At 40.5% G+C, this 15,378-nt stretch carries 12 protein-coding genes and 1 riboswitch; of the genes, 8 read left to right on the plus strand and 4 right to left on the minus strand.

Annotation, left to right across the window (positions count from 1 at the left end):
• Nucleotides 1-35 precede the first annotated feature (35 nt).
• Nucleotides 36-235, plus strand: a riboswitch (cobalamin riboswitch).
• A 171-nt stretch (nucleotides 236-406) separates the two neighbouring features.
• The 8 genes from PTI45_RS05780 to PTI45_RS05815 all read left to right on the plus strand — a co-directional run bounded on the left by PTI45_RS05780 (nucleotide 407) and on the right by PTI45_RS05815 (nucleotide 11,661).
• Nucleotides 407-4,468, plus strand: coding sequence for an S-layer homology domain-containing protein (locus PTI45_RS05780; protein ID WP_069326585.1), 4,062 nt, complete (start codon nucleotides 407-409; stop codon nucleotides 4,466-4,468).
• Between the two features lie 102 nt (nucleotides 4,469-4,570).
• Nucleotides 4,571-5,605 carry a DUF4430 domain-containing protein gene (locus PTI45_RS05785; RefSeq protein WP_069326586.1) on the plus strand — a complete coding sequence of 345 codons (1,035 nt, stop codon included), beginning with the start codon at nucleotides 4,571-4,573 and terminating at the stop codon, nucleotides 5,603-5,605.
• Nucleotides 5,602-6,480 (plus strand): energy-coupling factor transporter transmembrane component T, encoded by an 879-nt coding sequence (locus tag PTI45_RS05790; RefSeq protein ID WP_083243371.1) that lies wholly within the window; start codon nucleotides 5,602-5,604, stop codon nucleotides 6,478-6,480. The genes PTI45_RS05785 and PTI45_RS05790 overlap by 4 nt, the downstream gene beginning before the upstream one ends.
• Nucleotides 6,453-8,171: an ABC transporter ATP-binding protein gene (locus PTI45_RS05795; RefSeq protein ID WP_069326587.1), complete on the plus strand. Its 1,719-nt coding sequence runs from the start codon at nucleotides 6,453-6,455 to the stop codon at nucleotides 8,169-8,171. Before PTI45_RS05790 ends, PTI45_RS05795 begins: the two co-directional genes overlap by 28 nt.
• Nucleotides 8,147-8,836, plus strand: coding sequence for an ECF transporter S component (locus PTI45_RS05800; protein WP_069326588.1), 690 nt, complete (start codon nucleotides 8,147-8,149; stop codon nucleotides 8,834-8,836). Before PTI45_RS05795 ends, PTI45_RS05800 begins: the two co-directional genes overlap by 25 nt.
• A 234-nt stretch (nucleotides 8,837-9,070) precedes the next feature.
• Nucleotides 9,071-9,784 (plus strand): 2,3,4,5-tetrahydropyridine-2,6-dicarboxylate N-acetyltransferase, encoded by a 714-nt coding sequence (dapD, locus tag PTI45_RS05805; RefSeq protein ID WP_069326589.1) that lies wholly within the window; start codon nucleotides 9,071-9,073, stop codon nucleotides 9,782-9,784.
• A gap of 104 nt (nucleotides 9,785-9,888) precedes the next feature.
• Nucleotides 9,889-11,019, plus strand: a complete 1,131-nt coding sequence (locus PTI45_RS05810) for an N-acetyldiaminopimelate deacetylase (protein WP_069326590.1) — start codon at nucleotides 9,889-9,891, stop codon at nucleotides 11,017-11,019.
• A gap of 45 nt (nucleotides 11,020-11,064) precedes the next feature.
• Nucleotides 11,065-11,661 (plus strand): TetR/AcrR family transcriptional regulator, encoded by a 597-nt coding sequence (locus PTI45_RS05815; protein ID WP_069326591.1) that lies wholly within the window; start codon nucleotides 11,065-11,067, stop codon nucleotides 11,659-11,661.
• Here the strand turns inward: PTI45_RS05815 and PTI45_RS05820 are convergent.
• The 4 genes from PTI45_RS05820 to PTI45_RS24065 all read right to left on the minus strand — a co-directional run.
• Entirely contained in the window at nucleotides 11,658-12,533 is an 876-nt protein-coding gene (locus tag PTI45_RS05820) for an NmrA family NAD(P)-binding protein (protein WP_069326592.1), read from the minus strand. The genes PTI45_RS05815 and PTI45_RS05820 overlap by 4 nt on opposite strands.
• Nucleotides 12,534-12,583: 50 nt before the next feature.
• The gene (locus PTI45_RS05825; RefSeq protein ID WP_083243372.1) at nucleotides 12,584-13,018 is read right to left on the minus strand and encodes a nuclear transport factor 2 family protein; all 435 of its coding nucleotides are present in this window, start codon (nucleotides 13,016-13,018) and stop codon (nucleotides 12,584-12,586) included.
• Nucleotides 13,019-13,191: 173 nt separating this feature from the next.
• Entirely contained in the window at nucleotides 13,192-14,100 is a 909-nt protein-coding gene (locus tag PTI45_RS05830; protein WP_069326593.1) for a DUF5655 domain-containing protein, read from the minus strand.
• Between the two features lie 19 nt (nucleotides 14,101-14,119).
• Nucleotides 14,120-15,378 (minus strand): hypothetical protein (locus PTI45_RS24065; protein ID WP_175425124.1); only part of this gene is annotated, 1,259 nt, incomplete at its 5' end.

Genomic DNA, 15,378 nt, shown 5'->3' on the forward strand with positions numbered 1-15,378 from the left:
CCCTGTGCTATCGCTATGATAAATACGACAATTACATATATTCTATTGTCCAAGGTGCAGATACGAATATGGTTTTGTATCCGCTTAAAAGGGAAGTCCGGTGTATTCCGGCGCGGTCCCGCCACTGTAAATGCTGAACAACTCCAGTAGTACGCCACTGTTGCATGAAGCGATGGGAAGGTAGGAGGATGTGATGAAGCAGAGCCAGGAGACCTGCCTTGCGAGCAATCGTTTCTATCATCTTCGGAGCAAAGAGGAGAAACAGTCATATCATTCTAAGCCTACACTATAGATAGGCGATGAAATGCTGTACTGTTATGCCTTTTAAGTCACTTCCGCTGAAGTGGCTTTTTTATGTTGTACTGTCGTTATGTCCATTTTATTAAAACAAGAAAGAAGGTCTCATATGAAATCATCCCCATCTCGTCCGTGGATCGCATTCATCTTAACACTGGTGCTTACGATCTCTACGCTAGGTTCATCCGGTGTATTTTCTGCTTCTGCTTATGCGGCAGACGAATCAAGCCAGACAACAACACCTACCGTATCTCAAGCCGTTTATACTAACAACGATTCAACCGTCAACGCTACTGTAAGCCAATCGGTCTACAGCCAAGCGATTGCACAAGCAATGCAATATATAGACGCTAATGGTGGAGTAGATGGCGATTGGATCGCTGTGAGCTATGCACGCACAGGCAAAGCGTTACCGGCTAGCTACTATAGTAGTCTGAGAACAGAAGTAACCAACTTATGTGCTCAAGCCAAGCCTTCGGTAACCGAACTAGCACGTATGGTGATTGCTGGAACATCCGCAGGCTTGAATGCGACGAATATTTCTAACTGTAATTTGATCGACAAATTAGTGAATCATGACAATATTAATCAACAAGGTGTTAATGGGCCGATGTTTGCCTTGATTGCTCTGGATTCAGGCACTTACCAAGTACCTAATGGTGCGAAGCAAGGGCGCGATACACTGATTAATAGTGTAGTAGCAGCGATCAATGGACCCGAAATGGCAACAGATTATTATGGTATGGCACTTAGTGCATTAGCACCTTACAAAGATCGTGCTGATGTACAGACAGCAGGACAAAAAGCCGTCAATTGGTTGATCCAGAAGTCAGACGATTCGAGCAGTGAATCGATTGCTCAGACGATTATTGGTCTAGCTTCATTTGGACTCAATCCAACTGACCTTCAATTTGAGAAAAATGGAAAATCGTTAATCGATCGTTTACTTGCTTTTCAAAATAGTGATGGTGGTTTCCGTCATGAACTTAAAGCAAGCACATCAGATAAAGCTTTTTCAACGGATCAAGCATTACGAGCATTAATTGCTTATGATCTATATACACAAAATGCAGGGGTACTATACACGAATCCTAATCCTCCTGCAGCACCACAACCTGAGCCAGACCCAACGCCTACTCCTGAACCCGGACAAGGCAATAAAGTACAAGCTTCTGTAACCGTAGAAGGGCCTGCTGCACCTGTAACAACAGGAGTAACAGATGCTGTCTATGCACTGGATGCTCTTCAAAATGTAGCTTCGCAAAACGGAATCAAGTTAACAATTGCCAGTGCTTCTTTTGGTAAATATGTGACTGGTATTGCAGGCATTAACAGTGGTGATCTAGACCCATCCAGTGGTTGGTTATTTGCGGTCAAACGTAATGGTCAATGGATATCTCCAGATGTAGGTATGGACGCATTTGTATTAGAACCTTCGGATCAAGTGTATGTGTATTTTGGAGCTTATGGCATCTCATTAGTAGAGTCTGTCACGACATCACCTGCGTTACCGAAATCAAGTAGTGGCTTCAACGTTACGGTACAAAAAGCAGATTGGGTATGGAATAATGATACCTTTACCAGCGATAAAGTAGTAAGCCCTGCGGCAAATGTACAAGTACAAGTCGGTAACCAAACGGTAACGACCAATGCACAAGGGATCGCTTCATTTAATAAAATGAGTGCAGGATCATATACGGTAGCTGTCACAGGATATCGGAGTAATAATGTACCCGTCATTGTTCGCAATACGTCTACATTAATTGTGGCTAACGATAACAGTACAGGTGGAAGCACAACGACACCGACTGCCAATACAATAACGATGTCTGTTACAGGTGACAGTACTATCTTGCCTACGACTTCGATTACATTGCAAAATAGAGATACCGCTTTTAGCGTATTACTACGTCAGTTAGGTTCAAGTCGTGTGAGTTATAGAGGTAGCGGAGGTACAGCTTACGTTACAGCTATTGATGGACTCAGTGAATTTGATAAAGGACCTTTAAGTGGTTGGGTATATACGGTCAATGGACAACAACCGAATACAGGAGCAGGAGCGTATACGTTAAAAGCAGGAGACAATCTAGCATGGCGTTATAGCGATGGTACAGCTACTGTTTCTGGCGGTGGTGGTGGAAGTGCTAATAACAGTCTAGGTGTTGCTTTCCCGGCAACGATTCCTTCTCAAGTGGAAAGTGAATTGTCTCAATTGAAAGTGAAATCGACTAACCAATTGCCTGTCCAAGAAGCAGGGCAGACGACGACAGTGCTTAATTCAGGTTCACCGATGACAGCAAGCACAGCCACTTCGATTGCTAAAGCATTAGAATCTGCGCCCAAAGTCAGTGTGAGTACAGAAGTAAAAGCAGATCAGAAAGCAACACTTGCTGATCCAGCAGGTAAAGTACAATTTATCGTGCCAGCAAATAGTGTGAAAAGCAACACTACGATTGGCATTGAAGAAGAAATGGGGAGTCGTCCAGAGCTAGTATCCAGTCTGTACGAATTTACACCAAATGGACAGCAGTTTGAAAAACCTGTCTATCTTTCATTCAAAATTCCTGTCTACAATAATACAATGTCCAAGCTAACGATTGCATGGCTCAATGAAGCTACCAATCAATGGATTCCTGTTCCAACTGCATTGGATGCCAAAACAGGTATTATTACAGGAACCGTTTCTCATTTTACCAAATATGCCGTTATTAATAGCGATGTATTAGCCAGTTCTGCTGATCTTCAACAATTAACAACAGATATTAATACAACCGTCAAAAATGTATTAACACATGACTCGTTAACTGAATGGGAAGCTGTCGGTATTGCACGCGCAGGAGGAACATTACCTGCAAGCTATTTAACTGGGGCGACCGCTCAGGTGAAAGAATCCGCAGGTTCGTTCCGTAAAGTGACCGATCTGGAACGATTGATTCTAGGGATCAAAGCAGCAGGTGGCAATCCTACAGCTGTAAGTGGTGTGAACTTAATCGACAAAATGGTCAACCATGAGAAAATGACAGCTCAAGGAACCAATGGGCCGATCTTTGCTCTAATTGCACTCAACAGCGACAACTATAACGTAGCTTCTACAGCAACATGGAACAAAGACAAGTTAGTGACATGGTTGTTAAGCGCGCAAAATAGTGATGGTGGATTCCCACTCGCAACAGGTGAAGCTAGCAGTGTCGATATGACTGCTATGGCAGTTGCGGCGCTTGCTCCTGAACGCACACAGACTCAAGTACAGACAGCGATCGACAAAGCAGTCCAGTATCTATCTACGCAACAACAAGCGAATGGTGGATATTCTGCTTATAACGATGATAGTAGTGAAAGTGTATCTCAAGTGATTGTTGCACTGGCTTCAGCAGGCATTAATCCTAAAGATGCACGCTTTACCAAATCAAGCGGTGATCTGATGACACGTCTTAGCCAATTCCGTCAAAGTAATGGTGCATACAGCCATACAGTAGGCGGTGCAGGCGACAATATTGCAACAGAACAAGCATTGCTTGCTTTGGTGGCGTATCAACAGTATTTGAGTAGTGGTAATACGATCTATAATCTAGCAAATTCATCGACTTCACCTGTAGATACAGGCACAACAACAGCGGTGACATTTACAGATGAAAATACGATTTCAGCATGGGCTTCTGATTCGGTACATCGTGCTTATGATGCAGGGCTAATGCTAGGGGTAAGTGATCAGGAACTTCGTTTCGCTCCGAAACAACAATTAACACGCGCTCAATTTGCAGCCTTGGTGGTGCGTTTGACGGGATCAACAGAGTCTAGTAATACGCCTTCAAATGGTACAGCATTCAAAGATGTATCATCGAACCAGTGGTATTACAATGCGATTATGACAGCGAAGAGTAAAGGAATCATTACAGGTATCAACGCTACATCTTTCCAACCGAATCAACCGGTATCCCGTCAGGATATGGCAGTCATGTTGACTCGTGCATTTGCACTCAAAGGGACATCCAATACTTCTTTTGCTGATCAAGCGAAAATCGGCAACTATGCACGTCCTGCTGTTAGTGCTGTCGTGAGCAATGGAATTATGGTGGGTGCAAACAATACATTTGATCCACAAGCTAAAGTAACACGTGAAATGGCAGCAGTTGTAGCGATCAATGTACAAAAGATGGCACAAGCGAACTAATTTTACGGTAAAATAAAAGATATCACTCATTACAGACATAGCGGAACGGGGATCATAGTGTCCAGCGTTCCGTTTTGTGTATTTAAGGAGGCTTAATGCAAGATGAACCAGACAGATACAAAGAAAGATACCTGTACAGAGCGCAAGCAACTGAATGATAAAAATTCGCGATCCCAAGCTCTTTTCAACCGATCAGGCAAAAGATATAGCTTGTCGCTAACGATTACAGCTATGGTGTTGACGTTGTTATTAGTCAGTGGTTGTTCTTCTACAGCACCAACGAATTCTTCATCTGCGACTGATTCTCAGACAACCGCAACGACAGACTCTCCAGCCACTTCGGATTCAGCATCATCTCAAGAGGCTACGATAGACAAAGGTACAGACTCCCAAGATTCTTCTACAGAATCAACGCCTAAAGACAATGCCTCGGCTAAAGATGCTACAGGTACTCAAGTTCCGACTGAAGCAGACACCACCCATGCAGCTAACGATCAAAAAGATAATACCGATGATTCTTCATCCAGTGCATCGACAGAACCATCAAGTCATAAGTCCAGTGCTTCAAGTTCAGCATCAACAAAAGAGTCAACCGAAAATGCTAAAGAACAGACTCCGAAGACCAACAAAGAAAGTACAACCAAAAACACGACAGATACTACCAAAGATAAAAGTACTGCTATAGATAAACCATCAAGCAAGCCAAGTACCAGTACAACCAAGCCTTCTACAACAACACCGAAAGAGTCAGGTTCATCTGCACCATCTAAGACACCACCGGTCTCTACACCACAGCCTCAAGCATCGACAGCAACATTAACGATCACTGGAGACAGCAATATTCTAGGCGCTACAGCAGTGCCTGTAGAAGCAGGTGAGAGTGCTCTTGATTTACTCAAGCGAGTGACTCGTAGCAAAGGCATTCCGATGGAGTATCAAGGATCTAGTGGGTTCGCTTATGTAGAAGGGATCGACAATCTGTATGAATTTGACGAAGGACCTACAAGTGGATGGATGTTCAAAGTGAATGGCAATTTCCCTAATATGAGTGCAGGCGCGTATAAAGTTCAAGTCGGTGATCGAATCGACTGGTTATACACCACAGATCTTGGTAAAGATGTAGGAGCCAAAAATTGACTAGCGGATTCCGTGCTCTTCATCCAGTGACTTTGTTTTTATTTTACGGAGGACTGTTATTGTGCGGGATGCTTTTGTTTCATCCTGTATTTTTGCTGACAGGGATTGTATTGCTGGTGAGTTTGATTGTGATACAAAAGCATGGAGGTACAATAGTCAAAATGCTTCCGTTGTATCTGTTGATCGGTATAGCGATCGTTGTTATTAATCCGTTGATTTCTCATCGAGGTCGTTATATTTTATTTTACTTTATGGATCAGCCGATCACGTTAGAATCGGTATTGTACGGAGTGACTATGTTGTTATCGCTAACACTGATTTTGTTGACCAGCTTATCGTATAACTACAATGTGACGACCGATAAATTTATGTATTTGTTTGCAAGACTTGTTCCTCAAAGTGCATTGGTGGTGATGATGGCATTACGATTTGTCCCTTTATTACGCAGACGATTAAGCCAGATTACGTTAGTGCAACGTACACGAGGGATCAGTGTCCACGAAGGTTCACTCACCAAGCGAATGAGGGATGGAATGACACTTGTCAAAGTACTGCTGGTCTGGTCGCTAGAAGAAGCTCTACAAAGCGCAGACTCGATGAAAGCACGCGGATACGGTACAACCAAGCGTACCGCTTATGTCGTGCATCGGATGGATCGTAGAGATCGCTGGCTTACTGGATGTCTATCTATATTGATCCTCGTTATCATGGTCGGCAGTGCGCTAGGCTGGGGACGAGCAGTGATTTATCCACGAATGCAATCGATGGTATTCAGTATGGAGGATTGGATACTGTATGTATGTTTTGGCATCTATATGCTGATTCCTGTGATTGTAGAAGGAAAGGAATGGCTATCATGGAAATACTCCAAGTAAAACAACTTTCATTTGCCTATCCTGACGAACAGCATCAGGTATTAAGGGATATCACGTTTACAGTGAATGAAGGCGATTTTGTCGTATTGTGCGGAGCTTCAGGTTGTGGCAAAACGACATTACTCCGACAACTCAAACCTGAATTAACACCTGTCGGGCAGAACCATGGAACCATTTATTATAACGGTAATCTATTGAACGAATTACCAGCCCAGCAGTCTGCTCAAGAGATAGGCATGGTGTTCCAAAATCCAGATAACAGTATTGTGATGGATGTGGTCTGGCATGAATTATCTTTTGGTATGGAAAATCTGGGATATTCGCTTCCTGTGATGCGTAGTCGATTAGCAGAGATTGCGCAATTTTTTGGATTAGAACCTTTATTATACAAGCCGATCCATGAATTATCCGGCGGGCAAAAGCAATTGCTTAATCTTGCTTCGGTGTTGCTATTACAGCCGAAGTTGCTTCTACTTGATGAACCAACATCTCAATTAGATCCAGTCGCCGCGCGTGAATTTATTTCGATGGTCTATCGGTTAAATCGAGAATTTTCAACGACTGTGATTATTAGTGAACATCGCTTAGAAGAAGTAATTCCGCTAGCCGATCAGATGATTATGTTGGAAAAAGGGAAATTGAAATATAGCGGTTCTCCGCGTGAAGTCAGTCAGCAGATACAGACACATCGTATACATGATCTAAAGTCACATGATGATCTATCCGATGATTTCAAATATTTGCCTTCAGTGACACAGTTATTCTGGACGATGCAGACAGAAGAAGCTTATTCAGATCTACATATTCCGTTAACCGTACGAGAAGGCAAGCAGTGGCTACAAACATTAGATTGGAACGATGGGGCAGTACATGCTATAGCCAATCAGTCTATTCCTTTATCTATGCAAAAGATGCAATCACCTGAACGATCCAAAGAATCGATATTATTAGAATGTCGTGAAGTCACTTTCCAATATGAAAAGAAAAGCGCTGAAGTATTGAAAAAGTTAGATTTGCAGATCTATAAGGGGGAAATGTTAGCGATTCTTGGAGGCAATGGAGCAGGGAAATCGACACTGCTTCAACTGCTGGCAGGGCTACTGAAACCAAGGCGAGGAACAGTCAAACAAGCTGATCATGTGAAAATAGGCTATCTAGCACAAAATCCATTACTCTATTTCAGCCATGATACGGTTGCAGAAGAATTGTCTACAGCGGCTCATTATGCAGGGGTCGCTGAACCAGAAGTGGTGATTGCCAAGCTGATCAAGCAACTGCAATTAGAAGGATTGGAACAGAAGCATCCGCATGATATTAGCGGTGGACAACAGCAGAAAACGGCTTTAGCGATTGTGTTGTTGCTTAATCCAGATATTTTACTATTGGATGAACCGACCAAAGGGCTTGATCCACTTGCCAAAATCGCTTTAGCCCGGCAGTTACTGGAGCTTCGCCAGGCTGGACATACGATTGTAATCGTAACTCATGATGTAGAATTTGCAGCGAGTTATAGTAGTCGATGCGCCATGTTGTTCGATGGTATGATTACAGCCACAGATGTTCCTTCTACTTTTTTTAGTGAAAATGTATTTTATACGACAGCAGTCAATCGAGTGGTACGGGATTGGTTACCCGGTATCTTAACCGCAGAGGAGGTACTGAAGTTATGGCACGTTCCCGCCTCTGGCTGATGATCGCTGTAGGGCTGAGTATTTTAGTATTAGCATTGTCTAATGCGGTGCTGAGTGATCATTATATGTTATTAAGCTTTGTATTGTTAATGGCGGTGATGTTGCCATTATTTGTTCGCTTTGAACGGCGGAAGTTAGAAGCGCGTGAACTGGTCTTACTTGCGATGCTGGCGGCGATTGCGGCGGTTAGCCGGATTCCTTTTGCTGCTTTACCGAGTGTAAAGCCTGTCTCGGCGATTGTGATTTTATCTGCGCTTGTGTTCGGCTCTGAAGCAGGTTTTATTGTAGGGGCGATGGCTGCGCTTGTTTCTAATATTTATTTTGGACAAGGCCCGTGGACACCATGGCAAATGTTTGCATGGGGAATGATGGGCGTAAGCGCAGGGTTACTTCGCAATACCTGGTGGATGCGTAAAAGACTGGGCTTGCTGACGTTCGGGCTAATCTGGGGATTCCTATTCGGCTGGATTATGAACCTATGGGTTGTGATTGATCTTGCGGTGGCATTGGAATGGAAAGCAGTACTGGCAGTGTACGCACAAAGCTTTTATTTTGATCTGGCACATGCATTGTCGAATGTCTTTTTCTTAGCGATTCTAGCAGGTGGATGGATCAAAGTCTTGGAACGTTTTCGTAAAAAATATGGATTACTTGATAGCGGTTAGATCTGGGGGAGAAGTGCGTTTGTACTTCTTCTCTATTTTTTTGTATCTTTTGCGGATTAAGGGGAACTTATAGAGTGCATATGGTATAGTTAATTCCATACGTAGTGAACATTTAACCAGATGGTGTCCATTGCGACTGCACCTTTGATTATGCTATAAAGGATGTAGTTCAAACCTTTGGGTCTGATAAATAATTTAAAAATACATGTAGTTATATAAAAGGAGCCTCTATATATGTCCACGGAAATGAATACACACGAAATTATTAACTTGATCAAAACAAGCAAAAAGAAAACACCGGTAAAAGTATACCTTAAAGGTGAATTGGACAGCATTACATTCCCTGAAGATGTGCAAACATTTATCACAGGCAATACAGGTGTTATTTTCGGCGACTGGGCAGATATTCAAGGCGTTTTGACTGAAAATGCAAGCAAAATTGCAGACCAAGTGATCGAAAGCGACCGTCGTAACTCTGCGATTCCTTTGTTAGATATGAAAAATATCAATGCACGTATCGAGCCGGGCGCATTTATTCGTGAAATGGTATCCATCGGCGACAATGCTGTCATTATGATGGGTGCTGTAATCAATATCGGTGTCGTTATTGGAGCAGGTACAATGATCGATATGGGCGCTGTTCTAGGTGGACGTGTACAAGTCGGTAAAATGTGTCATATCGGAGCAGGTTCTGTACTTGCAGGCGTTATTGAACCACCTTCTGCACAACCTGTAACGGTTGAAGATGATGTATTGATCGGTGCTAACGTTGTGGTACTTGAAGGCGTACGTATCGGTGAAGGTGCTGTTGTAGCGGCTGGTGCTGTTGTGACGCAAGACGTTCCTCCATTCTCTGTTGTAGCAGGTACTCCTGCACGTGTTATCAAGCAAGTAGACGACAAAACAAAGTCTAAAACAGAAATTTTGCAAGACCTACGTACACTATAATTTAGACTTAGGTATCACTATATATATTGATCTGGAGACCCCGCACATGCTGGGTCTTTCTTTCATCCTTCAAGCTTAGAATGAGAAATAAAAAGGAGATTCAGATGACTACTTTTACTCAGATTCGTCGTGATCTACATCGTATTCCTGAACCGGGATTTCAAGAATTCAAAACACAGCAGTATTTGCTCGATTATATCGCTACTCTTCCGCAACAACATTTGGAGATTCGTACATGGCGTACGGGTATTCTGGTCTATATCCATGGAAGCGCACCGAAGCGCCGTTTTGGTTATCGTGCCGATATGGATGGATTGCCGATTGTCGAGCAGACGTCTTATGATTTTCAAAGTGAACATGAAGGATACATGCATGCGTGCGGACACGATCTACATATGACGATCGGACTTGGAGTGGTGACTCATTTTGCGACAACACAGATGACCGATGATCTTGTAGTTATTTTCCAACCCGCAGAAGAAGGACCCGGTGGAGCGAAGCCGATGTTAGAAAGTGCAGAATTAGCCGATTGGATGCCGGATCAGATGATCGGACTCCATGTGGCTCCTGAATATCCTGTCGGTACGATTGCGACCCGTGCAGGAATTTTATTTGCCAATACGTCTGAATTATTTATTGATCTAATCGGTACCGGTGGACATGCCGCTTATCCGCACAAAGCAAATGATATGGTGGTTGCAGGTTGTCAGTTGGTGGGACAGTTGCAGACGATTATTGCTCGTAATATCAATCCACTGGATTCGGCTGTAGTGACCATCGGTAAAGTTGAAGGCGGTACGAAGCAAAATATTATCGCAGAGCGTGCACGTCTGGAAGGAACGATTCGTACATTGTCAGCAGACACGATGATCGCTGTCAAATCCCGAATCGAAGCACTGGTTAAAGGAATCGAAGCAGGATTTGAATGTCAGGCAGAGATCGACTGGGGATCGAATTATTTGCAGGTATTTAACGAAGCGACTTTAACGCATGAATTTATGGGTTGGGTAGAGCAACGTTCAGATGTGAATCTAGTGGAGTGTACGGAAGCGATGACTGGCGAAGATTTTGGATATTTTCTGGATCGTATTCCGGGATTTATGTTCTGGTTGGGTGTCGATACGCCTTACGGATTGCATCATGCGAAGCTAGAGCCTAGTGAAGATGCGATTGAGGTAGCGATCACCACGATTACTGATTATTTAAGCTGGAAATCAGAGCAGAGAGCAGTGTAAAGTTAGCTTATGGTGTAGAGTGAACGATAGAGGATGTGAAATATAGTGGCACGTACCAAAGCTTTTGATACGACTGTGGTGTTGCACCGTGCAATGAAAACATTTGGTAGTCGGGGATATGAAGGCACCACTTTACCTGATCTATTGCAAGAATTGGGGATTGCCCGTCAAAGTCTGTATGATACGTATGGAACCAAGCGAGATTTATTTATTCTAGCGGTAAAGCATTATATGGATCACAAAAAAGAAGACTTACTGGCTGTACTGGAGCAACCCGGTGCAACGATTCCGTTGATCGAACAGCTTTTTCAAAAAATGATTGATGTGCTTGTCGATCCCGAATTGGCGCAAGAGTGTTTTATTATTGCTAGTGCGCTTGAATATGCTCCACATGATCATGAATTGAATGTGTATTTACAGGATAATAATGCACAGATTGAAGCGGGATTTTACCGTTTGTTAAAGCGTGCAGTGGAGCAAGAGGAGATCCAAAGTGATCTGAATCTAACTGCCATGTCGCAGTATCTAGTGCATGAACGAACAGGATTGATTTTTACAACTAAACTGGGTGCTGATCGGGCAAAGTTACAAGCGATTATCGAGATTTCGTTATCGGTGTTGAAAACAAAAAGGCAGCGTTAAACGCTGCCTTTTGCTGTATTTACAAATAGATGTCGGTGATTCTGGATATGCTGTCTGAGTGATTTGGGCGGTTTCCCTGTGACTTTTTCTATACAGTCGCTGACTCTATCTTCTATACCTTCTACAGCGATTTGGGTATCCAAATGTGCTAAAAAGCTAGCATATTCTGAATCTAGACCTGCGTTAAGCAAATGTTGTTCTAACTGAGATTCACTGATCGGGTGATACGTCACAGGCAATCCAGTTACTTCTGTAATCAGAGTAGCGACTTCTTGATAGGTCAGTGATTGAGGACCTGTCAGGATATGTTCGGTATTATGAGGTACTACGTCAGTTAGTGCATGTAGTGCTACTGAAGCGATATCATCAGCATCTACGAACCCAATCTTACCGTCACCTGTAGCACTACTTACAATACCTTGCTCCAAAATAAATTGGGCTTGCTGTGCTTCGGTAAAATTTTGCATAAAATAAGAAGGGCGTAATACAGCCCACTGCGGTACATGTTCACTGATCCAGCGGTGTAGATATCCAAAAACAGGTTGGTCGATCGAGATCGAAGCACTGGATAGTAACACGATACGTTGTATGCCTTGTGTCAACGCTTGCTCGATAAAAGGAATAACCAGAATTTCAGGATTCATCATAACAGGCACAACAATATAGACCGCATCCATATTCTGCAAAGCTTGAGCATACGTCGACGTATTATTCCAATCGAAAAAGACAGATTGAGCTTGAGGATGTTGTAGAGAAGGAGTACTTCTTCCTGCTCTTCGAACGTGATAACCTTCTGTCAGCAGAATTTTAGCTATTCGAGATGAGGTTTTGCCTTGTCCGCCGGTGAGTAAAATATGTTGAATAGTTTTCATAAATAGCTCCTTTATCTATAAATTGAATAGTCGTATCTAATCTAAGATGATTAACCTAACACCAATGGATTCCAATAATCTTGATAACGAGTGATTTTGCCATCACAGGTGGTGACTACAGAAATATAATCTTGCTCATAAGGAAGTCCTGTAGCAACGAAAGTGCCTACTCCTTGAAATTGAGCAATAAATGTATGGGAGTCAGTAGCGAGATGGATCATAGGCGTGCTGAAATGAGTGAACGCAATAATTCCTTGCAGCGATTCCAAATGTTGTCGTAGAGCATGGATACCCTCTAGCTGTTTGGCGTATCCTTCAGGGGCATACGGAAATTCAAAAATCACTTGTTCTGCAAAAAGGCTGAGAAACAGTTCTATATCTTCAACCAACATCGCTTTGCTAAATGTGTTCATCATCTGTGTAGCTTGAGCATCATGAGTCTGAATATCGATAGGAGATAAACCAGTGGGAACATGATTTTGCATACGAAAAACCTGCCTTTCGAATAAGAAATTTGAAGTTGATTTATTGAATAAAAAATAAGTGCTGTCTTCACTATAACTATTACAGACTAAATAGTCAATTATATTCGGACTAATTGGTCTATAATTATGAAATAAACAAAAGGGAACAAGCTATTATAGCTTGCTCCCTCTTATTAACTCATTTCATAGCTTAATTGAATTAAAAACTTCGCTTTTTCTAATTGCTTTTCATTTTTTATAATAACTTCTAAATCTCCTGTACCACGATGACCAATATTTTGTACATTTCTAGTAAATCCTTCTTCTAATTGGATAGAGTTTGGATCGACTTTGAGGAACATGTGAATCTCATCTTTTTGATAATAAATTTCTATACAAGCGAAATTTTTGATTCTTTTAAAAGCGATATAGTATTTTAAAACATCAACTTGTACATCATCTCCAAGGGCAGTTATGTATGCTTTGAGTTGTTCATAATGATCTAACAAAGCAACACTAGCTTTATCTAAATATTCAGATACTGACTTATAGTAGTTTTTGTGATCTGTATTTGTAATTTGCAGACTACTAGAATTTGCTGTTGTCGCATTAACTAGATCAAGTAAAAATAAATCTTCTCCATAACGTTTATAAGTATATAATGAAATATTACGATCAATTTGTTGTACTGCGTGTTCATCATACTTAGTAAAACCTCCTGCGATGCATAACAATCTAGGAACATTCCAATCAATAGCATCCGCAACTTCTCTTCCTAATATTTCCATAACTAAAATCATAAATTCAGATTGGTGATCCATCAACCAATCTAAGTAATATAATCCTTGGTTAATGACATTTTCATTGGTTGCTCTTTTATATTCAATAATTACTGGAGAATTATTTTCATCAATACCAAGTGTATCAATACGACCATTATGACGTTTACCCGTGGAATATTCAGAGGCTAGAAAACGAATACCTAATAAAGTATCTAAATTATTTTCCATTAACGATTGAAGAGATTTCTCAATAGCAATGGTATAACCAGAAAGTTCTTCCACTTGATTATTTTTTAAAAGAAATAACTTAATATCACCCATTTTATGTTTCTCCTCTTATTCAGTAAGTAGATTCAATAACTGATTGAGACTTTATTGGTACATCTTTTTGAGTAGGATGATTGTATTGATACAGGGCTATTCCACCCATAATTAGAAAAAGAAGTAATGATATAATAGTGGCGATAATCATAGAATTGATAAACCAGTTAATAACAGAAGTTAATAGGATATATTTTTTCTCAACAATATCTCCCGTGACTTCTCTTTTGCGTTCATTATTAATAACATCTACGTTTTTTAAAAAATGCTCATAAGATTCTTTCGTTAAATTTTGCTCTTCTTTTGCTATTTTAATTTGATATTTTAAGATTAAACAATTTAAAATAGCAAAAACTAAAAAGAAAATCGCAATTAACCATAAGTTAGCTTTAGCAAAATATGCTACGCTTCCTCCTAATATTGCTGCTGTAACGGCTAACCATGCTTTCATAATATTATCGGAAATGTTGCTGATTTGTTTGCTTATTGATTCTGATGTATCTCTAACATACTTCTCTAAATCTTTTTTCTTATCAAAAAAGTTTTTTACTTTGTCTTTAATATAGCTTTCTGTACTAGATTCATAAGCCAAATGAATTTTATTAATCTGAGTTAATACTTCACTTATAGTGCTATCTTCTTCCAAATATATAGTCATAACATTTCTAGCAATTAATATCTTATCTTGTGTCTGCATAGTGTAGATAGAGTCGTACATATTGTATAAAAATTTTAATTGTTCTAAATCAATAGGATCATTTTTCTCTATAGTGTTATTAATTTTTACTTCTTTATATCCTCTTAGTAAAAAATATTCTTTATGAGTCAAGTTGCAAATGAAATGTAAAATTAATTTTATAAACTGTTTATTCAATTCCTTTAGAATTAAATGATTGCCATCATTTTTTATTTGATTTGGATAATAAAGATGTTTAGGAGTAATATTTTTAGGAAATCTTTCGGTATTACAATAGAGATTTAAAAGTTTTATTTTTTCCTCTGAATATTCTTGTGCTTTTTTTGTATATATACAATTTTTTTTGAAGTCAAAGTGCTTACAATTATTTCCTATTAATGTTAGAAATTCATTTGAAATAATATCTATATCACATAAGGGCAACATAACAATTTGAGAAGTATATTGATTAAATATTTCTTTTTCAATTTTATTTAGATCAAGATTAGAAATGAATGTTGTTGGTTTGATATACATACCAATTTTAGATGTATCTTGATGGTCACCAAAATATTTTTTTATTAACTTATCTTTATAAATTG

The sequence above is a fragment of the Paenibacillus nuruki genome (assembly GCF_001721045.1).
GTDB lineage: Bacteria > Bacillota > Bacilli > Paenibacillales > Paenibacillaceae > Saccharibacillus > Saccharibacillus nuruki.

Bases quoted from the DNA above. Each gene is read 5' to 3' on its own strand.
- PTI45_RS05785 (WP_069326586.1), top strand. From the start codon at position 4,571: ATGAACCAGACAGATACAAAGAAAGATACCTGTACAGAGCGCAAGCAA.
- PTI45_RS05830 (WP_069326593.1), bottom strand. From the start codon at position 14,100: ATGGGTGATATTAAGTTATTTCTTTTAAAAAATAATCAAGTGGAAGAA.
- PTI45_RS05825 (WP_083243372.1), bottom strand. From the start codon at position 13,018: ATGCAAAATCATGTTCCCACTGGTTTATCTCCTATCGATATTCAGACT.
- PTI45_RS05800 (WP_069326588.1), top strand. From the start codon at position 8,147: ATGGCACGTTCCCGCCTCTGGCTGATGATCGCTGTAGGGCTGAGTATT.
- PTI45_RS05820 (WP_069326592.1), bottom strand. From the start codon at position 12,533: ATGAAAACTATTCAACATATTTTACTCACCGGCGGACAAGGCAAAACC.
- dapD (WP_069326589.1), top strand. From the start codon at position 9,071: ATGTCCACGGAAATGAATACACACGAAATTATTAACTTGATCAAAACA.
- PTI45_RS05810 (WP_069326590.1), top strand. From the start codon at position 9,889: ATGACTACTTTTACTCAGATTCGTCGTGATCTACATCGTATTCCTGAA.
- PTI45_RS05780 (WP_069326585.1), top strand. From the start codon at position 407: ATGAAATCATCCCCATCTCGTCCGTGGATCGCATTCATCTTAACACTG.
- PTI45_RS05795 (WP_069326587.1), top strand. From the start codon at position 6,453: ATGGCTATCATGGAAATACTCCAAGTAAAACAACTTTCATTTGCCTAT.